We start from the raw sequence: 22,076 nt of genomic DNA on the forward strand, positions 1-22,076 counted from the left end.
GCTACTCCACGAAGAAATGAAAAGCTATGAGATTCGCAAAATATCACGGGTTGGGAAACGATTTTTTATTGTTTGACGAAAAGGACGGAGTGACTCCGGCTGAATTTACGTCTGAAAGGGTGCGGAGTTTGTGCCACCGTCAGACGGGTGTGGGAGCTGATGGGATACTTTTGAGAACAAAGAGTGACAAAGCCACGCACAAGATGTGGCTTTGGAATGCGGACGGATCGAGCGCGGAAATTTCAGGTAACGGGCTCAGGTGTTTTGTGTTGTTCTTGGAAGACCGTGGGTACGAGGTCGCAAAGGAATTTGAAGTGGAAACGGGCGGCGGAGTTTTGAAAGCGAGGAGTGTTGGTGACCATGTCATCGAAACGACGATGCCCGTTCCGAATTTTGCGAGGTCCGGCGCGCCGGAGATGCTCAAGCTCACGTCGCTTGATCAGACATTTGACGTGCTCTCTGTGAATGTGGGAAATCCGCACGGGGTGATCTTTGGAGAGCAGCGCGACATACCGTTTGCAGAGAAATACGGACCGAGTTTGGAAAAAAATCCGGCGTTTCCGCAGGGTGCGAATATCGAGTTTGTGAATGTGATGAGTAAGGACTCGTGCAATCTGGTGGTGTGGGAGCGCGGCGCGGGGATTACGCTTGCCTGCGGATCGGGAAGTGTGGCGACGGCGTGCGCGGGTTGCGCGCTCGGACATTTTGAGTTTGATAAAGCGATCGCGGTGCATCAGCCCGGCGGGGCGCTGCATATTACGGTGGCGCGAGAGTTTCGGGAGATTCGGCAGAGGAGTATTGCTGAGAGGGTGTTTGAGGGAGTTGCTTTGGGATGAGGGATGGGGGATGGGGGATGGAAACAAACCGCAGACTACTCCAACAAACTTAAGCGCATTGTCATCCTGAAGCCGCTGCGGCTGAAGGATATTGTTGCGTGGGTTTGCATCTTAAGGGGATACGAATATGGATTCAACTTGTTGCAACTTTTTCAGCGATAGCACGGGGTTATATTTTTATAGCGCTGTGTTTCAGGGGAATATGGCGTTGCTGGCGCTGCTTGGTGTGTTCATTGTTTTGCGATTTCAACGATTTGAGTCGATTCGGGATGACGTAGATTCATTCTACTTAAGCGCGATGAAAAGCGCCTTTAAGATTGTTGAGTCAATGATCAAAGAAAAGGTCCCCACTCTGGACTTAAAACCTCTTCAATGCGAGGCTAAGAGTGCAGTCTATAGGAAGCAAAATGAATACAGACTAAACTGGCAACGTCAACTCGATGAGGAACGGACAAGGTTTTTAAAGAAGGCAATGAAACCAATTTGGATCACGAGCACTACGTCATTACACTCATTGTTTCTACTTACAGTATCACATTTCATTCATAAAATTCACGACAATAGAAGGGCTGTTTCTGTTAGTTATTCTTGTTCTTTCGATTGCTTCGCTTTGCCTCAGTATTCGTTTTGTGCGAGAGGCCGTAACTAAGGACAAGAATGGACTTGCAGACTTTCAGAACAAACGAATCGAGTTTATGCTCTCATCTGCGTCAGAAGAGTGATACAGATTCCGGCGGGGAACCGCGCTGACGCGCTTAATCCCCGCTCGGCGAAATTGGTGATTAGCGTTTTAGATTCTCGGGTTTGCTACAAGATCCTTCACTACGTTCAGGATGACAAAGCGCCTTAAGCGGTCGACTAGCGTTCTACATTTTCGGGTTCGCTACAAGATCCTTCACTGCGTTCAGGATGACAAAGCGCCTTAAGTGGTCGATTAGCGTTTTACATTTTCGGGTTCGCTACAAGATCCTTCACTGCGTTCAGGATGACAAAGCGCCTTAAGTGGTCGATTAGCGTTCTACATTTTCGGGTTCGCTATAAGATCCTTCACTGCGTTCAGGATGACAAAGCGTCGAGAATTGTCGAATACACTTGAGAATTGTGGTTCGCTTGAAAAGGTCCCTACGGGATGACAGAGCGTTTTGCGTGCTTGGGGATGCGACGGCCGGAGGCCGACGGTAGTAAGACGGGGCAAGCGGTAGTATTGTTTGAAATAGAAAATAGAAAAAGAACATTGTCAGCACCAGCTACGCGATTAACACGATTACCAGAATACCTGTTTGCCGATCTTGAGAAGAAGATTGCGGCGAAGCAGGCTGCCGGACGGGATGTGATCAATTTGGGGATCGGTGATCCTGATTTGATGCCGCCGGATTCATTTACGAAAAGTTTGCAGGCGCACGCCGCTGATCCTGACGCGCATTTTTATTCATCGTCGCGCGGCGATGCGGGTGTGCGCAAGGTGATCGCAAAGTATTTCAAAGGGCGCTTTGGAGTCGAGCTTGATCCGGATACGCAGATTTGTGTCGTGTTGGGAGGGAAGGAAGGACTTTCTTCTCTTGGGCGCGCGTTTGTGAATCCGGGGGATAGTGTGGCGTGTCCGTCGCCTGCCTATCCGGTGTACGCGCAGGGTGTGGCGATGCTCTGCGACGGCAATGTGAAGACGATGCCGCTTTTGCAGGAAAACGGATTTTTGCCGGATTTGAATTTGGCGGAAGACTCGAAGATGCTCTTCTGCAACTATCCGAATAATCCCACGGGCGCGATTGCGACGGAGTTTTTTTGGCAGAGCTTGCAGGATTTCGCCGATACGCATCCTGAGACCGTCGTGTGTCACGATCATGCGTACAGTGAAATGACGTTTGGAGACTACGTCGCGCCTTCATTCTTGCAATACACGGAAAACGCGGTGGAGATGCACTCTCTGTCGAAGGTGTTTAACGCGACGGGATTCCGGATCGGGTTTTGCGTGGGGCGCGCGGATTTGATTTCGGCGCTTGTCAAGGCTAAGTCGCAAATCGATTCGGGCGCGCCGTTGATGATTCAGAGAGCGATGGCCGACGGACTTGCGGGCTATCGCGGCACGGAACCGCCGAAAGAAGTTATGGAGATTCGCAAGATTTACGGCGAGCGGCGGGCGTATGCGGAGAAGGCTCTGCGCGAGATCGGGCTTGACGTGATCGAAAGTCCGGCGACGTTTTATGTTTGGGCGAAAGTCGGCGAAGACGAACTGCCGTTTGTGCAGAAGGCGCTCGACGTCGATGTTGTTGTGACACCGGGGCGCGGATTCGGCAAAGAAGGGACCGGGTATATTCGATTAGCGCTGACGCAATCGCTCGAGCGGATTAAGCTCGCGATGCAAAGGCTGGGGTAGAAGAAAATATGAAATATGAAGTCAGAAATATGAACGCAGACTCGCTATCTTGGACTCTCACGTGCGGGCTTTGGATTGTTGGTATCGCTACAAGATCCTTCACTACGCCGCGCTTCGTTCAGGATGACAATGCGCTTTGACAAACAAATGTATAGCAACATGAATCATCCTTCATCCTTCATCCTTCATATTTTGCATCGTGGCAGATAGATTTCGACAAATAGTTAGCGGACGTCCCGTCATATTAGGTCATCGCGGATCGCCGCGCGGAGCGGCGGAGAACACGATTGCATCGTTTTTGTTGGCGCTCGAAGAAGGCGCGGACGGCGTGGAGCTTGACGTACAGTTTACGTCGGACGGCGTGCCGGTGGTTTTTCACGACGAAGAATTTTCGACGGGCGAGAAGATCGGCGAACTTTCCTATGCGGACATGCGGGAAGTGGCACACGGGTTGATGGCGCATGTGCATACGCTCGAAGAAGTTTTGCGCGAACTCTCGGGGAAAGGTTTCGTGAATATCGAAATCAAAGTGCCGGGACATGAATCGCAGGTGCTTGAGATTGCGCGGAGAACGATGACGAAGGACACATTTTTGTTCTCGAGTTTTCTTCCGGACGTCGTGGCGACGTACCGCACGCTCGCGCCGGACGTTCCGTCCATTTGGATTGTGGCGGAACACATGACCTTGGAGACGGCGCTTCAAGTGGTGGAGGAATCGGGCGCACGGGGGATCGCATATTTGCATTCGCTGATCACACCGGAACTTGCGGGATTTTTCAAGATTCACAACGTGCCGCTGTTCACGTGGACTGTAAATGATCCTGCGGAAGCGAAACGGTTGATCGAGATCGGCGTCGCGGGAATCATCACCGACGAACCGCAACGGATACTCGGCGCGCTGTGATCGGACTTGCGACGAGCAGCGACTTTCCGGAACTTTCGGGCGGCGAAAAACTTTTGCACGACGCACTCTCCAAGCGCGGTGAATGCAAAATTGTCGTGTGGGATGATCCTGCGGAAGCGTGGCGCGAATGTGAGTCGATTATTGTGCGCTGCACGTGGGACTATAGTTATCGCGTGCTCGAGTTTTGGACGTGGATTGACCGCGTTGAAGCGGCGGGGATCACACTTTACAATTCTCCGAACGTGCTCAGGTGGAACAGCGACAAGCGTTATCTGAGAGATTTGGAAATGCGGGGCGTCAAGGTTGTGGAGACGACGTGGATTCCGCGCGCGAAGATGACTGTTGAGAGTATGCGGGAGCTTGTGCGCGGGCCGAGCGTGATCAAGCCGGTGATTTCTGCGGGTGCGTATGATACGCTGCGTGTGTCGCCGGAGAATGCCGAAGAGGTTGCGGCAAGTTTACTTGAGCTGAATCAGAGTAAAGGGTTTATGCTGCAGCCGTTTGTCGAGGAGGTGCAGTCACCCGGAGAATACTCGCTGATCTATTTCGACAAAGAATTTTCGCACGCGGTGTTGAAAACTCCGCAGGCGGGAGATTTTCGGGTGCAGCCGCGCTACGGGGGTGAGCAGGGTGCGGCGCAAGTGGAAGCGGAGATTATCGCGCAAGGAAGAAAGATTCTCGACGCAGTGCCGTATGACGACCGCTTGCTCTATGCGCGGGTGGACGGCGTGATTCGCGGCGGGGAATTCTTGCTCATGGAACTTGAGTTGATTGAGCCGTATTTGTTTCTCGAATTTGGAAAAAACGCTGGCGCGAAACTTGCGTCCCTTCTGTAGTTTACTTTCATAAAAACCATACATACCATGCAAGCATCAAAACAACACAATCGTTTGAATGACATTACCGAGGCGATTGGCAATACGCCGCTCGTTCGGTTGAACAAGATCGGAAAAGGGATGGGCTCGGAGATTTGGGTAAAGTGCGAACATCTGAATCCTTCGGGCTCAATTAAGGACCGGATCGCGATTTACATGATCGAAAAGGCGGCGCGGGATGGCGAACTCAAGCCGGGCGGACTGATCGTGGAGAACACGAGCGGGAATACCGGGCAGGGTGTGGCGATGGTGGCTGCGGTAAAAGGATTTCGCTGTATCTTCACGATGCCGGATAAGATGTCGCAGGAAAAAGCCGACGGAATGAAGGCATACGGCGCGAAGGTGGTGGTGACGCCGACGAACGTTCCGGCGGAATCGCCGCAGAGTTATTACGAGACTGCGAAGCGGATTCACAGCGAAACACCGGGAAGTTATTATGTCAACCAATATCACAATCCGATAAACACGGAAGCGCATTACCATTTGACCGGCAAGGAAATTTGGGAACAGACGGAAGGTCAGGTCACTCACGTCGTCGCGGGCGTGGGTACATTCGGGACATTCGCGGGGATCGCGAAATATCTTAAGGAAAAGAACCCGAACGTCAAATGTATCGCGGTTGATCCGATGGGATCGGTGTTTTACAGTTTGTGGAAGACGGGTAAAATGGACGAACCGTTTGTCTATAAGGTCGAAGGCATGGGCGAAGATATGGTGACGGGCAACATGGACTTGTCACTTGTCGACGATATGATTCAGGTGGACGATCACATGTGCTTTTCGAACGCGCGCAGAATGTGCCGCGAAGAAGGCATCATGGCGGGCGGTTCGTCGGGCGGCGCGGTGTACGCGGCGTTGGAAGTTGCGAAGACGGCGCCGGAGGGAAGCGTGATCGTGACGATTTTGCCGGACAGCGGCTCACGCTATCTTTCGAAGATGTACAACGACGAGTGGATGCGCGACAACGACCTCTTGCGCGAGCCTGCGAAGCTGGGGACTGTGCGTGACTTGTTGGACGCGCGGCCGCCGCAATCGCTGATTCACGCGCGGGGCGACGAAAAAGTCGGTGACGTCATTTCGCACATGAAGTCTTACGGAATTTCGCAGCTGCCGGTGGTGAGCGGCGACAAAGTTTTGGGACTTATCCACGAAGCGGACTTGCTGAAGTTTTTGCTGGCGGGGATCGGCACGGCCCATTCGAGTATCGAGCCGATTGTGCAAGGAGATTTTCCGTGCGTGACCGACGACGAAAGTCTCGACCACGTCAGTCAGATGTTTACGGGTGCGCCGTATGAAGCCGTGATGGTGATTCGCGACGACGCTCCGCGGGATATTATCACGAAAATCGATTTGATCGATTATCTTTTGCAGAAGAGTTCGGGTAAGAGCTGACACTAAAAAGACGGCGAATGAGCCGTCTTTTTTGAAGGATAAAGGATGAAGGATGAAGGATGAAGGATGAAGGATGAAGGATGAAGATGCACTCGACTGGAGCTCGCTGGGGGGAGAGCGGAATTAGTATTCTTCTACGACTTCGCTCATTAGTCTGTGAAAACTTTTGTAGCGGGATTCGGGGAGTGTGTTTTCGTCTAAGGCTTCTAAGACGGCGCAGTTGGGTTCGGCGATGTGCTTGCAGTTGCGGAAGCGGCAATTCTTCGCGAGCTCTTGAATTTCGGGGAAGAGCGAAGTCAGGTTTTCTTTCGTCAGTCCGTAGGGGACAAAACTTTTCATACCGGGTGTGTCGACCAGCATCGCGCGCTCGCCGTAGGGAACGAGTAATGCCGCAGTTGTGGTGTGCGTGCCTTTGCCTGACCATGTGCTGACTTCGCGGACGCGGAGTTCGAGTTCGGGAATTAGAGAGTTCAAGAGCGAACTTTTGCCGACACCAGAGTTGCCGATGATTGCACTGACGCCTTCGGAAAGAAGTTCGCGCAATGCGTCGACGCCTTGACCGGAGACGTTGCTCACCGTGAAGATCGGGAAGTCAAAGCTCTCGAAGACTTCGCGAATTTGCCGCAAACGGTCTCCCGTTTCATCCAAATCGCTTTTGGTCAAAATGAGCACGGGCGAGACTTTTCCGAAGAGAGCCGCAACTAAGAAGCGGTCAATCGCGGCGATTTTGGTCACCGGCTGGAGGAGCGACGCGACAATCAACACTCGGTCGGCGTTCGCGAACATGACTTGTTTTTCTTTGCGGAGTCCTTTGCGCAAGTAGGCATTGGCACGCTGAAGGACTTCTTCGACCGCCCATTGGCCGTTTTCGAGTTGCGCATCAACCCAATCTCCGACCGCGACACCGCCGTCCTCGGAGTCGAAGAGTTTTCCGCGCAGCACGGCCTCGACTTGTTCGCCGGAATTAAGTCTGAGCAAACAAGTTCTGCGGGCGATGGTGGCGACTCGGGCGTTGGCGGTGGACGGTGGAGTCAGCATTTAGAATTGAAATGACGAGGCGATGATAACAGGGTACAAAAACGACCGTAACAGGGCATTCTTAAAAGCGCGGAGACTCGTGCGAACCGTGATAGGGTTCAGCGTGCTTGCGGTCGGCGTGCTCTTGATCGTGCTTCCTGGTCCGGCGGTTGTTGTCATACCGATCGGTTTGGCGATTCTCGCGAGCGAGTACACGTGGGCGAGAAAGTATCTGAATAAATTCAAGGAAGGCGGCGAAAAGATCAGCGCGATACTTTTCAAACGGAGCAAAACGAATTAGGTCAGTTCGCTCAAAATAAAGACTCCGCGGTCGAGGGAGGCATGGTCACCATAGAGAACGACGAGATCATTGGGTTCGAGTTCGGTATCGAGAAAAGCATTTGAAACAATGCATCCATTGCGCAGGAGAGCGACGACCTGACAGCCGCTGTCATTGGAAAATCCGAGCGCGCGCAGAGAATTTGCGCGCGCTTTGCTGTTTTCAAGAATGGGAACGGCCTCGACGAGCCTTTGCATCAGGAGTTGCGCAAGGCGGTCTGCGTTGCCTTTGTGACCGCGCAGTGTACCGTAGCTTTGGCTGCGGACGACGTCAACTTGCGCGGCGATAATGTGCGGCGGAATGTGATAGTGAGTCAGGAGTTCGACGAAGATTCGGAGCGAGGTTTCGAACTCTTCGGGCACGACGAGTTTCGCGCCAAGCCGTTCAAGCTGCTCGACTTCGGCGACGTAGCGTGTGCGAACGATTAAGTGCATGTCTGGATTCAGCCGCTGAATCGTAACGACGGCGCGGCGCGTGGCGGCAGGATCTGAGATGGCAATGACGGCGCTGTCAAAATCGCAAAGACCCAAGTGTCTCAAGAAATCGGCATGTGTGACGTCGCCGTAATGGATGATCTCTCCTTCTTTGCGGGCTTCACGCACGGTTTTAGGATTGAACTCAAGGACTTCGTGGTAGATGCCGGATTCGCGCAAGACTTTGGCGACGTTGTGTCCGTTCAAGCCAAAACCGACAATCAGCACGGCCGGAGAGGGACGCGCCTCGGGTTTCTCGACGACGATTTCTTCTCCGAGATCTCCGATACGTTTGCCCGCGTGGTAGGCGACGGTGGGAGCAAGCTGCATGACGAGCGGAGTGACGGCGAGGGTTAAGCTCGAGGCGGCGATCAAATACTGGAATTCGATTTCGGTCAGCAAGTGTCCGGCGACGGCGGCGCTGAGAAGCAAGAAAGAGAACTCTCCGATTTGCGCGAGATAAAATCCGCCTTGCACACGTCCGCGAAAAGAAAGTCCGAGCAACCGGCTGGCACCGATGACGATCAGGGCTTTGACGAGCAGCACGGCAATTGCGACGGCGAGGACGGTGTCGATATGCATGACGACGAAACGCAAGTCGAGCAACATGCCGATGGAGACGAAGAACAGCGACGAGAAGAGCGAGCTGAAGACTTGGAATTGCGAGTAGATGTGCGCACTGAATTCGTTTTCGGAAAGGATGACTCCCGCGGCGAAAGCACCGAGCGCGATGGAAAGTCCGGCGGCAGAACTTAGTGCGCCGATGACGAGCATCACGAGAATGGCAAAGAGCAAAATTGCTTCAGGCATTTGGATGCGCACGAGCCAGCGCATCATCATCGGCAGAATCCAACGGCCCAAAAGATACAAGGACAGGAGCCAACCGAGCATCAGTGCGGCGCGCATTCCGATTTCGGAGGCCGTGACAACTCCAGAAGCCATCACGCCGACGGTCATCATCATCGGGACGATGGCGAGGTCTTGGACGACGCAGATTGTGACGACCATTTGACCGAGCGGCGAGTTGAGTTCGCCTTTGTCGGTCAGACCTTTCAAGACGAGCGCGGACGAGGAAACGGCGACGACGAATCCCGCAATGACGGACGTGGAGAGCGAGAGTCCGAGCGAAAGCGCGAGTCCCGCGACGATAACGCTCGTGCCGGTGACTTGCAGGATGGCGGCGAGATAGACTTTCCACGGCGTGGATTTCAAACTCGAGAGCGAGAGTTCGAGTCCGACGATAAAGAGCAGGAGAATCACGCCGACTTCCGCGGAACTTTCGACGTGGTCGAGATTCTCGATGAATCCTAAGCCGGATGGGCCGATGATGATTCCGGTGAGGACGAAGCCCGCGATAGGCGGCAAGCCGATGCGGCGCGAGAAAAAGAGTACCGGCAATGAGCAAGCAAGGATGATCGCGAGATCATAGAACATCGGGATTTCGTGACTCATGGGGCCACCAAACTGCAAAGGTAGGCTGCCGCGAACGCGCCGTAATTTCCGACGGCGTAGCCGATCATGGCCATGAGGACGGAAACGGGAACGAGTCGTTCATCGTGACATGCCGCGACGACGGGAGCGGAAGCCGCGCCGCCGATATTTGCGGCGGACGCGATGGCGGCGGTGTGCACGTCGACTTTGAAGAAGCGCGCGGCGAGCAACAAGAAAGCTCCATGAATCACGATCCAAACTGCTGCACCAAGCAGGAACCACGGCGCTTGTCCGGCGAGACCTTCGAGACTTGCTTTGGCTCCCATGTTGGCGACGAAGAGATAGATCAGCGCCATTGCCAGCTCGTGCGAGCCGGGAATTTTGCGGGCGTTGGTTTGCGACAGAAGCAAACCCATCGTTGTGATCAAGAGAATACGATAGGTGCTCTCAGTCAAGACAGGTTTCAGTTCAGGCAGAAGCGGCGCGATGAATCCGGCCAAGGCCGTGACAGAAAAACCGAGCGCGAAAAGATAGAGCAGATGCCGCATGAGGATTGGCTCTTTTTCGGTTTTCAGATCTTCTGCGGCCTTCTTCATCTCGTGCACGCGGTCTGCGGAGACGCCTGTGAACTTGTGAAAACGGTCGGCGATATTTTTCGACGCAAGCAAAATCGGAAGCCAAACGAGATAGATACCGTTGTCGGCGATGACCGCGAGGCCGAAATCGGTGCCGGAGGTGCCGAGACCTTCTGAGACCGCAGCCATGTTGCCCGTGCCGCCGATCCAACTTCCGGCCAATGCACCGAAGCCTTTCCACGTTTCGGGACCGAGATGGCTTGCGACCAAAGCATAGCCGATGGGCGCGCCGATCACGACACCGAGGGTTCCCGCGAGCATCACGAACACGCCTTTGCCCATCACGCGCACAGTTGCGGCGACGTCGACATTCATCAAGAGCAAAACCAAGAACATCGGCAACGCGAGATCGGAGAGTCCGGAGTAGACTGGAGATTTCGTGGGTATTACGCCGGAGTTCGAGAGCACAACGGGAAGCAAATAGATGAAGAGCAGCGGCGGCGCGAACTCGAAGAGCTTCCATTTGGTTTTGTGTTCAAGCCAAAAGAAGAAGCCCGCGATGACGGCCAGCGCGGCGAGGACGGATGCGGGGGAGGAGAGAAGGGGAGTCATACCTCTTAATTTAGGGTTTTAGGGGAGGGATGCAAGCGGGGGGAGGGGTGGGAAGGGGATGAAGGATGAAGGATGAAATATGAAGTCGGAAGTCAGAATAGGTATGAGGTAAGAGGTAAGAGGTAAGAACCGAGAACAGAGCATCTCGATGTGCGGGGCAGGTGAAGACACCTGCCGCCGCGAGCCTAAGAGGTATGAGGTAAGAACCGAGAACTCAGAAGCCCCCCTTTGTCCCCCCAAAATCGCTTCGCGAGTTTTGGGGGGAGATTTGGTTGTGGTTTCGGCGGGAAATGCCTATTTTCTTGGATAGAACTTATGGGAAATTGAGTTTATGGCACACTATCCGTTGATGATACCGGGTGCGCGGGCGGCTTCTAAGGCTGAAGTCGTGGCGCCGTATGACCTCTCACCGATTGCAACCGTGGATACTGCGGGTGCGGATGCGATTGAGGTCGCGCTGAACACCGCTCAGAAACTTTTTGCTAACCGCGACGCTTGGATTCCGTTGCCGAAGAGGTTGCAGATTTTGGAGAATTTGCAAAAGCTGATTTTGGAGAATGCGGAGTCGCTGGCTTTGGAAGCTGCACGCGAGGGTGGTAAGCCGTTGATGGACTCGAAGGTGGAAGTGGCGCGCGCGGCGGATAGTATTCGAGTGTGTATCGAAACGATGCGCACGGATGCGGGGCGAGAGATTCCGATGAACCTAAATGCGGCCTCGACGGGGAAACTGGCTGTGACCAGACGTGAACCGATTGGGCCGGTGGTGGCGATCAGCGCGTTTAATCATCCACTAAACTTGATCGCGCATCAGGTCGGCCCTGCCATCGCCGCGGGATGTCCGGTGATTGTGAAACCCGCAGATGACACGCCGCTCTCGTGTTTTCGTTTTGTGGAGATGCTGCATGCGGCGGGACTTCCCGAAGAATGGTGTCAAGCCTGTATCACGAGTGATTTGAGTGTCGCGGAAAAACTTGCGACGGATCCGCGCGTGGCATTTTTGACTTTTATCGGCAGTTTCAAAGTGGGTTGGATGCTGCGCTCGAAGATCGCGCCGGGAACTCGCTGCGCACTTGAGCACGGTGGAACCGCTCCGGTGATTGTGGCCGAAGATGCTGATTGGCAAAGTGCGATTGCGCCGCTGGCGAAGGCTGCTTTTTATCACGCGGGACAGGTGTGTGTGTCGGCGCAGAGAATCTATGTGCACGAGTCGTTTGCGTTTGAGTTTGCGCACAAGTTTGCCGAAGCTGGAAACAAGATGAAAATCGGTGATCCGACTCTGACTGAGACGGAAATCGGGCCGCTGATTCGTCCGCAGGAAGTGACGCGGGTGAATATGTGGGTGAAGGAAGCCGTGGCAGAGGGAGCCGTGCCGCTGTGCGGAGCAGAGCAGTTGTCGGACACTTGCTACAAAACGACGGTGTTGTGGAATGTTTCGGAAGAGTCGAAAGTCACGACGCAGGAAATCTTCGGTCCGGTGGCTTGTGTTTATCTTTACAAAGACCTCGACGATGCAATTGCGCGGGCAAACAACTCGCCGTTCGCATTTCAAGCGGCGGTGTATACGAAGAATCTTGATACCGCTGCAAGATGTTATTCGAGATTGAACGCCTCGGCGGTGATGGTGAATGAACATACGGCGTTTCGCGTGGATTGGATGCCGTTTGCGGGGCTTCGGCAATCGGGCTATGGAGTGGGAGGGATTCCGTATTCGATCCGGGATATGCAGGTGGAGAAGATGCTGGTTGTGAAGTCTGGGGAGCTGTGAGGCGGGGGAGAAAATATGAAATATGAAGTATGAAATATGAAAAGGGGACCTGCGGCGGGTGCCGCCGCGGAATGCTGCGCGGCGCTTTGGATTGGGACTAGTGCTTTGGGAGGTTGAGTTGTGCTAGTAGATCCTTCACTTTGTTCAGGATGACAATATCATTTTACACCCCGGCACGGGCGGATTGCCATCCGCCCCTACGGTGAAAATGGAAACGGCTCGCTTGCGCGAGCCGTTTTTTTTCAGAAGCCCCCCTTAGTCCCCCCAAAACCACTTCGTGGATTTTGGGGGGAGAGGAGAATTACGGGAGGTAGATTAGCTTTTGAGTTGTGGAGTATCCGGCGCAATCGCATTTTAGGAAATAAGTTCCTGCGGCGACGCCTTGCGCGTTCCATTCTATTGTTGAGTTGCCGATTCTCGAATTGTCCAACAGAGTGGTGACGAGTTGTCCGGTTCTGTTGTAGACGCGTGCGGTGACGGGGGACTCAGTCGGAACGGCCAGCGTGATCCGTACCGTGCTGTTGAACGGATTGGGATACGCGGGGCTTACTGAAAACTCGCTTGCAATGAGTTCGTCGTGTGCGGCATTGAAGGCTTCGGTTGTGAACGACCAAAGTTCGCTTGGCATCGTGCCGGAAGCATTCACGGCCGTCACAAACCAATGATACGTTGTGCTATATTCAAGCTCGAAAGGAAGATCGACAAAAGTCGTGGTGAACGGTCCGCCGACGTCGAACGTGTCAGAAGCGTAGATGCTGACCCAATACTCCTCAGCGAAATCCGCCGCATCCCATTGCAAGGTTGAGAGAGTAACGGGAACTTCGGTGGCGCCGTTGGCCGGAATGGGATTCGTCGCTTGACCGGGAAGCGGAAGCTGCTCGGCTTCGGTGGTGAACGACCACACCTGACCGGCCGTTGTTCCGAAGTCATTGGACGCATTGACCTGCCACATGTAGGTGGTTTCCGTCAGCAACTCAATGGGAATGTCGAACGTGAAGCCGGAGGTGGTGCCCATGAAATCGAGCGGCTCCGAGGGACCGAGATAAACATCAAAGGACGTTGCTCCGTCACCGCCGGACCAGCTCAGAGTTGTTGTCACCGGGACATCCGCAGCGTTGTCGGCAGGATTGGGAGTCGAAGTGATTTCCGGCGGGGCTTCAATGACGGCTTCAGCAGCAGTCATGACGATGTTCGTGTTTGCGCCGCTCATGCTGGTGCCTTGGTGCGCACCAACATACAACCTGACAGAACCTGTTCCCGCTGTGGGAGCCGTCCAACTGAATGTGCCGCTGGTGCGGTTACTCGACGACAAGTGCACGCCGTTGTGTTCGGCGGAGACATTGTAGGTCGAGTCAGGAACGTACTCGGTGGGGAAACCGGTGACTTGCACGGTTCCGCCTCCCGAGCCGTGGCAAGAGGAAGCGCAGGTTCCGGTTGCGCCGGGTGCACCGGAATAGCCGGTATAGGTGGGACGAGCTAAGAGAGCAGAAGCGAAGAGCAGCGATAGCACTGCGAGGAGGAGGAGACGGGACATGATTGGCCCCTTTGCATAAAGTGTATGATAAATTTACAAATTACGGAAGATAAACGAGCTTCTGAGTCTGCGAGAGCCCGGCGCAGTCGCACCTTAAGAAATAGAGTCCCGCTGCATATCCAGCGGCATTCCATTCAAGATCCACAGACCTATCAATTAGGGAATTTTGGAGTAGAGTTGCAACTTGTCGTCCGGTTCTATCAAAAATGACGGCGGATACGGTGGAATTAAAGGGGACAGTCAAGGTCACGCGAACGAGTCCGTTAAAGGGGTTGGGGTAGGCCGGGGAAACCTGGAACTCGCTTGCGATTAGGGTATTTTCCGCAGCGGAAGCCGTTTCGGTTGTGAAGGACCAGACGCGGCTGGGAGTGGTTCCGCCTTCATTGACGGCGGAGACCATCCAATAGTACGTTGTGCTTGGTTCAAGGTCTGAGACCAAGTAGCTTTCGCCGCCGACGTTGTTGGCGAACAGAACCGGGGGATCTTCGGTGCCGAAATAGACTTCGCAGTAGTCCGTGGATTGATCGGCCAACCACCAGAGATTTACTTCGAGAGGCTGGTCCGTTGCAGCATCAGCCGGAATCGGATCGGAAGGAGCTCCGGGCGGAAGCTGTGTGACCGTTTCGTCGGCAACTAAAGTGATCGTTGTATTGGGACCGCTGTGGTTTCCCTGATGCGCGCCAACATAGAGCCGTACTGCTCCGGTGCCTGCCACAGGAGCCCGCCAGTAGAACGTCCCGTTTTGCCGGTCATTGGAAGACAGATGAACTCCGTTGCTTTCTTGAGCGACGGAATAGGTAGTGGTGTTTAGTCCGGCAACGATTTGTCCGGCGGTTGTGGAGCTTGTGCCGACGCGAACCGAGCCGTTGAAATTTTTGATCGACGAACCAGACAGTGCGGCGATGGTCAGCAAGTAGGTGGAATCAGGGACATATTCAGTGGGAAAACCCGTGACCTGCACGGTGCCCCCGCCGGCACCGTGACAGGTGGATGCGCAGCGACCGAGTGATCCCGGCGCACCGGAATACCCAACATAGTTGGGATGCGCAAAAGCAGAGGTAAAAAGTACGAGAAGGGATAAGGGGCCGATGTTGCGACTCATAGTTGCAAAAGCAAATAGGTGAAAAGAAGTGACACGCGTTTCGAGACGAAACGCGAATCGTTAACACTGGCTCTCCCTCAGTGGTTGGACGGCGGCGTCCGGAAAAGAGCTTAGTCGGGGAGTGGGCAGGCAACCCACTCCCCGACCGTGAAAGTTACGGCAAGTAGATGAGTTTTTGAGTTTGCACAAGCCCGGCGCTTTCAGCGCGCATGAAATACAGGCCGGCGGAATGACCGGTCGCATTCCATTCGAGGATATGCTGACCCGCACTCAAACGCGAATTAACCAAGGTCGTGACCTGACGGCCAAGCACGTCGAAGACGCGCACGGTGACGAGATTCTCGGATGCAATTGCGAGATTGATGCGAACGTTGCTGTTGAACGGATTGGGATAGGCTTCGCCGACATCAAAGGAAGCGGGAAGCTCGACGTCGCCCACGGCATTGACAGCTTCGGTCGTGAACGACCAAGTGTTGCTCGACGTCGTTCCGATGTCATTGATTGCATCCACGCGCCACATGTAGGTCGTGCTGTTCAAAAGATCCGCGGAGGGAGTGAGCATCGTCTCCGTGGTCGTGCCCAACAAGCCCAGCGGTTCAGCCGTTCCCATATAGACTTCATAGCTTGTCGCTCTGTCGGCGGCATCCCAACCGAGGCTCGTTGTGACTGCGACATCGGTTGCGTTGTCAGCCGGATCAGGATTGGTGGCCATTCCGGGAACGTCTGCGGTGGTGAAATGCCAGACGGGGCTTTCCGCCTGACCGAAATCATTCACAGCGGTGATTTTCCAGAAGTATTCGGTACCGGGATTCAACTCGCTGTAGGCATACATCATGTTGGCAAAATTGTCATCCACAACGGGCGGCGGGTCCTGCGTTCCGAACTGCACGACGAAATGGTCTGCACCATCAGATTCCCAAATCAGGAAGCCGAGCAGCGGGAAATCTGTTGCACCGTTTTGCGGAGTGGGATTGCTGGGCACTGTAGGTGGACTTCCGCCAGCTTCGACGGTGATAGTTCCTGCCATTGACGGAGCATGAATTTCGCAGATATAGCTATACGTACCGGACAGCGGAGCGGCGAAAACGAAATCGTAGGTAAAATTGGAACTGGTGGGATCACCGCTGCGGAAGACGGGCGGAGTGGAAACTTCCGCGACGTTGTGAAATCCGCCTTGGTTCATCCAGCGTACGGTATCGCCCTGCTGAATCGTGAGATTCGCGGGGGTAAACGAGATTCCGGACAGAATCACCGTGTGTAATGTTGCCGAACTGATTCCGGCCATCGTCAACAAAGTTAGCAGTACAAGCAAACGTTTCATGTGTGTTACCTCGGGTTGGTGACTCGGCTTCGGGTCAAACAACCCTCGGCCAACTCTATTTTAGAAAAAGAACTTTTTGTGTAAGTGGTGTTCCGGCAATTCTGGTGCGAAGAAAATAAACTCCGCTTGCTCCGGATGCTTGCCAGACAAATGTGTTTAGTCCGCTGTGCGATACTCCGTCAAAGAGAGTTTCGACCAATCTTCCTTGCAGATCGAAGACTTGCAAGGTGAGCGGAAGTTCGCCGTTAATGTCGAACGACAGCCGTGTCGATCCGTTGAAGGGATTTGGGAACGGCGGAGTCAATGAGAACTCGCGTGCCACCGGAACAGCGGCTGCGCTTGCGGCCTCGGTCGAAAAGCTCCACTCGGGGCCGGCCGTAGTGCCGACATCGTTGACGGCTTCGATACGCCAGAAGTATGTAGTCTCATAGAACAACGTATCGGGCGCATAGGAAATCTGAGTTTGAGTCGAGACCAGCGGCGGCGGAGACGATTGTCCGAAATAGACATTGAACGACTCGGCGCGGTCGACTTCATCCCAGTGCAAAGAACTCAAGACACTGACCATTTCGGCTTGATCGGCAGGCGACGGATGACTCGGAGTGTCCGGCGGCTGCGGGATAAACAATTCTTCGGCACTGATTTGCAAATCAGTGTTCGGTCCGGTATCATGCCCTTGGTGCGCCGCGACATAAAGCGTGACGTTGCCCGTACCGGGATTCGGCGCGCGCCAGCGAAACTCGAGTGTGTCTTGATCAAACGCAATCGCATGCACGCCGTTGGGTTCGTTGTCAACGGAGTACGTCGCGGTATTGGTGTGCGGCAGGATGACGCCGCCAGTCAAAGAACTTGTACCTATTCTGCACGACGCATTGAAGTTCTTGATCGGCAAACCGGTGCTGGTCAACTGAATGATATAGGTCGAATCAGGGACGTAGCTTTCGGGAAAGTTGTGAACTTCGACGGTGCCTCCGCCTTCACCGTGACAAGATGACGCGCACGACTGTGTACCGGGAGCTCCAGAGCACCCCACGACCCATGGTTCGGCAAAGACGCATGCCGGCAGCAGAAAAAAGAGCAGTACTTTCATGAATTTAAATCGGAATTATATATCCATTGCGAGGACGCAACGGCGGGAAGATATGGCGGCCGCGCGGGGCTACTTGCGAAATTTAATGGTGCAGCCGAAGGCTTTGGTTATCTTGGGATCGATTTGATCGGGATGACCTTCGACTAATTTGGTCAGGGCGTTGTGGAGATCGTGTTCCTTGACGTCCTTGACTTCAGTATTGTCGTCGATGCGACCTGCGTATATAATTTTGCCGCTCTTGTCGAGCAGGAATGTTTCGGGAGTGCGGTTCGCGCCATAAGCGGCGGCGACGGCGCCGTCTTCATTGATTAAGTACGGGTAAGGGAGTTTCTTCTCTTGCGCGCGCTTTTGCATCGCTTCGTAGCCGTCTTCCGGTTTGATCTTGGGATCATTGGGGCTGATGGCGATGAAGTTGATACCTTTGGGTTGGAACTCATTGGCCAAAGCGATCAAGCGGTCTTCGTAGGCCATTGCAAACGGACAGTGGTTGCAGGTGAAGACAATCAGGGTTCCAAGTTCACCGGCGCCGCTGGCCAGCGAGACCATGCTGCCGTCGACGTTTTTCAATTCAAAGGACGGGCCCATTGTACCGGGTTCGAGAGCCGCCGCAGAGATGTTTTTTGGGGCGAGGAAACTTCCTGCCACCACAACAAGGGCAACCACGGACAACATGAGGACAAGCGCTTTCTTCATCGAGACTCCTTTGGAGGGTTATTTTGATGTTGGTCACCCTATTAAACCTGACAAAATCATGACGGTTTCATTGCGATTGTCCGTCAAAAGCGATATTGTAGACTAATCTGGTGTCAGGTTTCGCAGCTTCTTAATAAACCACACCTAAGCAAGAGTTTCAACAGGGAGGAAGCACGTGCATACATTTTGTCATGTTGAACTGATAACCACGGATTTGGCCAAGAGCGCGGAGATCTATGAGAAGCTGTTCGGCTGGAAGATCGCCCCGATGATGGAGAATTACTGGATGATCGACTTGGGACCCGATGCGAACGGCATCTCGGGTGGTCTGCTGAAGATGGAAAAGATCGTGGACAACGGTGGCCAAAACTATGTGGAAGTGCGGGACATTCATGCCACACTCGCAAAAGCGGCGACATTGGGCTGCAAGACGATAGATGAGAAGCGGCCGTTGCCTGAAAATATGGGATTTATCGCGATGTTCGAGATGCCGGACGGATTCAAAGTGGGGCTGTTCTCGAATGAGTAGTGTGGACTTGATGCCACGCTTTTGAATTGCTCGAATCGCGGAGAAAACGGACAGAAAATGATCAAGAAACTAATTGAAAGTGAAGAATTTACAGCAGGTGACGGGACCATTTTGCGGGAAATTCTGCACCCGGACAAGGCTGATCTCGCCCTCGGGTATTCACTGGCTATTGCAAAGCTCGCTCCAGAGGCAACTTCAATATTGCATAGGCTTAGGACGAGTGAAGTCTACTACATCTTAAAGGGCAGGGGGAACATGGAGTTGGACGGAAAATGGACAGAGGTCGGGCCCGGGGACACGGTGTATATCGCTCCTTATGTGACTCAGCGGATCAAGAGCCTCGGGCCGGAGGAGTTGGAGTTCCTTTGTATCGTCGATCCGGCTTGGAAGGTGGAGGATGAGGAGATTCTCTGAGGGGATGGGGGATGAGGGATGGAAAAAGGCCTGCTCTGGGGAGCGGGCCTTTTTGTTAAGTCAGAAGTATGAAGTCAGAAGTCAGAAAAGAATAGGCTATTGACACATATGAATCGGAACACTATCTTGAACTCAGGTCTTGGGAAACTGGCTGGACAACTTAGCTTGGAGGCCTTAATCATGACGCGAATTCTCTCTGCATTCAGTTTTCTGAAGCGGGTGGGGTTCGCGGTTTTGTTGTTGGGCCTCGCAACAAGTCAAGCGTTCGGAGGCCTTGATGAGTGGACACAAGAAGGCAATCGCGTTGTGATGTCTGATAGCTGGCAAGGGTACTGGGATGGGCCATGTCTCTGGCAAATGGCGAGATACTCGGGGTCTGACATTCGGCCGGTCAGAATTAAGTTGTCGGATCCGGGTATCTTTGAATACCATATGTATACCAACGACTGGGAAGGAGCAAACCTTTTCGGGATATTCCAGCATCCAATTGACACCAATCGCTATTTCCGCGCCGATGACGGAGCGGCATCGAACGGTCCGGATACTCTTTGGTGGAGTTCCACACGCGGTGCGGGATGGGCATGGGCATTCTTTGATTCCAGTTTCTCTGACGTACAACTGTTTTGGGACCAGGCAAATCCGGACCACGGCATTGCACTTTGTCAAGGGCGGAGCATATGGGAAACGTTCATTCGCGGGCAGCAGTGGTTCCGTGTAGACTTGCCCATTGACGAAAAAAGAATTCGAGTTTGGGCGGACAATCCGCTGTGCGAGAAGATTTACTTTACTATCAAAGAGCAGGAGCCTCCGTACTACTTCAGAATTCTCTCGCTTGACATTGCTACCCTTGAGTTGGACACTCTTAGAACGGTGGACGTAAACGATATTCCGCAGTTAATTGTGGACAGGAGCAATCCGGACAGACTTCTCTACATCGAAAAAGAGAATTGTTATTTAGGTGAGCCGTATAGACTATGGCACACTTTGAATCAAGGGGAAACGTTTGAGATGTTGTTCGAAACTACGGACACGAATTGCTACATTGATCGAGTCTTCCAGGACTATGTCAATCCCCAACGTTGGAACATGATTGTCGGAAACAATTTCGACTTGTATGTCTCTACTGACGGCGGTTACTCGTGGGAACGCACGGATAGAAGAATCAAGCAGGCCATCCCTCTGCCCAATCGGGAAGGCGAAATTTTATCACTGTCGCCGTCGTACTATTATCGTCCGTCGGCAACCGATACCTTCCGTCAAATTGAAATTGGGCCAACGGATCGCGGCAACCAGTCTACCTACGACATTTATTACTCCGATGAATCCGGATTGCTCGTTAATATTGGTTCCGACATGTGGCGCAGTTTTGACGGCGGCTTCAACTGGCAACCTTGGGGCATTGTGAATGGCCGCTGGACGACGGACGTTGCACAGGTCGGAATTTCTTCTCCCGCAAATCGCAACGTCATGCTGAAGCTCGTGATTCCGTGGGACTCGAGAAGCAGTATTGATGGCGGCATGACTTGGCACGCAACGATCTTGCCCCCACCCGCAGATCACAGGTTTACGAGTCCTCTTTTGACGATGCATCCTACCGATAGTGCTGCTGCAATTGCATTTGGTTACCATCACGACCTTGACTCTCTTCAAATCTTAAGGACATGGGACTTGGGTCAAACGTGGCAATCAAACTACGCCAACATCTGGCCGAAGTCATTCATCATGTCCAAGATCGTCTTCTACTCCACAGAGCCTGAAACACTAGTGATTGGTGGAGTAGCAGGTATCGGTGACGTAGGTGGTTTTTGGTATTCGGCGGACTCTGGTGCAACATGGCACCTTGTCCCGGGGATGGAGAACGAGCAAGGGGGGATTCCTATTGTTGACTATGAGAACAACCGCATGATTCGCTATTCATACACATTAGGCGGACTTGCTCGAAATGATTTCACGTCGCTTACGGATTGGTATTCGATTCAAGGCAATCTTCCTAGCGGCGGTGGTGCATATTTTCTCGATCCTGATACAAGTGAAATTGTCTATAGGTGGGTTGGCCTTGATGGAATCTACAAAGGTTTGGGTGATGGTGTGTGGGAACGCTACATAGCAGCAGAGCTTGTCAGCTTCGGCAATGCTCAAGCTGTTCTGCCTGGTTGGCCCAAGACTTTTCTTGTTTCAGGAGCCGGCATAATGTCCTACACTAAGTCGCAACCGCTGAACTCTTCCTCAGAGATTCTGCCCATCGTTCAGAGTACAGATGTTTCAATTACGCTATTCCCGAATCCCACGAACGGCAGCACCACTATTAAGTGGACGCTGCCATTGGGGATTAAAAGTCGTACCATACAGGTTATCAACATTCTCGGACAACAGGTTGCCGACATTACCGTTCCTGAAAATCTGGTGTCGGGCGTGATACATTGGGACTTGACAGGATTCAATCAAGCATCTCTGTCCAGCGGATTGTACTTCGTTGGGTCTAGGGATCATCAAACCTTTACGAAACTACTATACATCCGCTAAACCAATTCTTCCGGAGGCAACGATGTTACGTGTTTTTTTGTTCCTTCTGATATCGATTTCCCTTTCTTTAAAGTATGTCTTTGCAGTTTCAGAGCCGCCCCTTCCCGCGGCGGCACCCGCTGCGGGTGCCCCGTTTCTGAGCGACTGAGAACTTAAGAATAATCTCTGACTTACAACTATGCTTCGCCGACACAGCGCTACTCGGTTGCGCTTGAGGGTCGTGGCTTCCTTGAATAGGTCCTTATCCTTCCAAGGACAGGCGCGGATGACGGAAAC

Annotated in this window: 18 protein-coding genes; 10 read left to right on the forward strand and 8 right to left on the reverse strand. The window is 53.4% G+C overall.

The window, feature by feature from the left end; genetic code table 11:
- Window positions 1–26: 26 nt before the first annotated feature.
- The 5 genes from dapF to H6507_12635 all read left to right on the forward strand — a co-directional run bounded on the left by dapF (window position 27) and on the right by H6507_12635 (window position 6,381).
- Window positions 27–836 (forward strand): diaminopimelate epimerase, encoded by an 810-nt coding sequence (gene dapF / locus H6507_12615; GenBank protein ID MCB9369946.1) that lies wholly within the window; start codon window positions 27–29, stop codon window positions 834–836.
- A gap of 1,156 nt (window positions 837–1,992) precedes the next feature.
- On the forward strand, window positions 1,993–3,210 hold the full coding sequence (locus H6507_12620) for an aminotransferase class I/II-fold pyridoxal phosphate-dependent enzyme (GenBank protein MCB9369947.1): 1,218 nt from the start codon (window positions 1,993–1,995) through the stop codon (window positions 3,208–3,210).
- Between the two features lie 199 nt (window positions 3,211–3,409).
- Window positions 3,410–4,114 (forward strand): glycerophosphodiester phosphodiesterase, encoded by a 705-nt coding sequence (locus tag H6507_12625; GenBank protein MCB9369948.1) that lies wholly within the window; start codon window positions 3,410–3,412, stop codon window positions 4,112–4,114.
- On the forward strand, window positions 4,111–4,950 hold the full coding sequence (locus tag H6507_12630; protein ID MCB9369949.1) for a hypothetical protein: 840 nt from the start codon (window positions 4,111–4,113) through the stop codon (window positions 4,948–4,950). The genes H6507_12625 and H6507_12630 overlap by 4 nt, the downstream gene beginning before the upstream one ends.
- 27 nt (window positions 4,951–4,977) lie before the next feature.
- Window positions 4,978–6,381: a pyridoxal-phosphate dependent enzyme gene (locus H6507_12635; protein MCB9369950.1), complete on the forward strand. Its 1,404-nt coding sequence runs from the start codon at window positions 4,978–4,980 to the stop codon at window positions 6,379–6,381.
- Between the two features lie 123 nt (window positions 6,382–6,504).
- Here the strand turns inward: H6507_12635 and rsgA are convergent, their stop codons facing one another.
- Window positions 6,505–7,419 carry a ribosome small subunit-dependent GTPase A gene (gene rsgA, locus H6507_12640; protein ID MCB9369951.1) on the reverse strand — a complete coding sequence of 305 codons (915 nt, stop codon included), beginning with the start codon at window positions 7,417–7,419 and terminating at the stop codon, window positions 6,505–6,507.
- Between the two features lie 22 nt (window positions 7,420–7,441).
- Here rsgA and H6507_12645 point away from each other — a divergent pair, with 22 nt between their 5' ends.
- Window positions 7,442–7,699, forward strand: a complete 258-nt coding sequence (locus H6507_12645; GenBank protein MCB9369952.1) for a PGPGW domain-containing protein — start codon at window positions 7,442–7,444, stop codon at window positions 7,697–7,699.
- Here H6507_12645 and H6507_12650 read toward each other — a convergent pair.
- Both H6507_12650 and H6507_12655 read right to left on the reverse strand, forming a co-directional pair.
- Window positions 7,696–9,663, reverse strand: coding sequence for a cation:proton antiporter (locus tag H6507_12650; protein ID MCB9369953.1), 1,968 nt, complete (start codon window positions 9,661–9,663; stop codon window positions 7,696–7,698). The genes H6507_12645 and H6507_12650 overlap by 4 nt on opposite strands.
- A complete protein-coding gene (locus H6507_12655) occupies window positions 9,660–10,829 on the reverse strand; it encodes a DUF819 family protein (protein MCB9369954.1) in 1,170 nt (389 codons plus the stop codon). The genes H6507_12650 and H6507_12655 overlap by 4 nt, the downstream gene beginning before the upstream one ends.
- Before the next feature lie 349 nt (window positions 10,830–11,178).
- On the opposite strand from H6507_12655, the gene H6507_12660 reads away from it, so the two are divergent.
- On the forward strand, window positions 11,179–12,594 hold the full coding sequence (locus H6507_12660) for an aldehyde dehydrogenase family protein (GenBank protein MCB9369955.1): 1,416 nt from the start codon (window positions 11,179–11,181) through the stop codon (window positions 12,592–12,594).
- 301 nt (window positions 12,595–12,895) lie between these two features.
- Here the strand turns inward: H6507_12660 and H6507_12665 are convergent, their stop codons facing one another.
- The 5 genes from H6507_12665 to H6507_12685 form a co-directional block, all read right to left on the reverse strand.
- Window positions 12,896–14,128 (reverse strand): T9SS type A sorting domain-containing protein, encoded by a 1,233-nt coding sequence (locus H6507_12665; protein ID MCB9369956.1) that lies wholly within the window; start codon window positions 14,126–14,128, stop codon window positions 12,896–12,898.
- 40 nt (window positions 14,129–14,168) lie between these two features.
- Complete coding sequence (locus H6507_12670) at window positions 14,169–15,230, reverse strand: T9SS type A sorting domain-containing protein (protein ID MCB9369957.1); 1,062 nt, start codon at window positions 15,228–15,230, stop codon at window positions 14,169–14,171.
- A 154-nt stretch (window positions 15,231–15,384) separates the two neighbouring features.
- A complete protein-coding gene (locus tag H6507_12675) occupies window positions 15,385–16,551 on the reverse strand; it encodes a T9SS type A sorting domain-containing protein (GenBank protein ID MCB9369958.1) in 1,167 nt (388 codons plus the stop codon).
- Window positions 16,552–16,606: 55 nt separating this feature from the next.
- A complete protein-coding gene (locus H6507_12680) occupies window positions 16,607–17,641 on the reverse strand; it encodes a T9SS type A sorting domain-containing protein (protein ID MCB9369959.1) in 1,035 nt (344 codons plus the stop codon).
- Window positions 17,642–17,710: 69 nt separating this feature from the next.
- Window positions 17,711–18,334 carry a thioredoxin family protein gene (locus tag H6507_12685; GenBank protein MCB9369960.1) on the reverse strand — a complete coding sequence of 208 codons (624 nt, stop codon included), beginning with the start codon at window positions 18,332–18,334 and terminating at the stop codon, window positions 17,711–17,713.
- 175 nt (window positions 18,335–18,509) lie between these two features.
- Here H6507_12685 and H6507_12690 point away from each other — a divergent pair, with 175 nt between their 5' ends.
- The 3 genes from H6507_12690 (at window position 18,510) to H6507_12700 (ending at window position 21,800) form a co-directional block, all read left to right on the forward strand.
- Window positions 18,510–18,863, forward strand: a complete 354-nt coding sequence (locus H6507_12690) for a VOC family protein (GenBank protein MCB9369961.1) — start codon at window positions 18,510–18,512, stop codon at window positions 18,861–18,863.
- Window positions 18,864–18,920: 57 nt separating this feature from the next.
- Window positions 18,921–19,277 carry a cupin domain-containing protein gene (locus H6507_12695; GenBank protein MCB9369962.1) on the forward strand — a complete coding sequence of 119 codons (357 nt, stop codon included), beginning with the start codon at window positions 18,921–18,923 and terminating at the stop codon, window positions 19,275–19,277.
- Between the two features lie 180 nt (window positions 19,278–19,457).
- Entirely contained in the window at window positions 19,458–21,800 is a 2,343-nt protein-coding gene (locus tag H6507_12700) for a T9SS type A sorting domain-containing protein (protein ID MCB9369963.1), read from the forward strand.
- Window positions 21,801–22,076: the final 276 nt, after the last annotated feature.

This window comes from Calditrichota bacterium (assembly GCA_020637445.1).
Lineage (GTDB): Bacteria > Electryoneota > RPQS01 > RPQS01 > RPQS01 > JABWCQ01.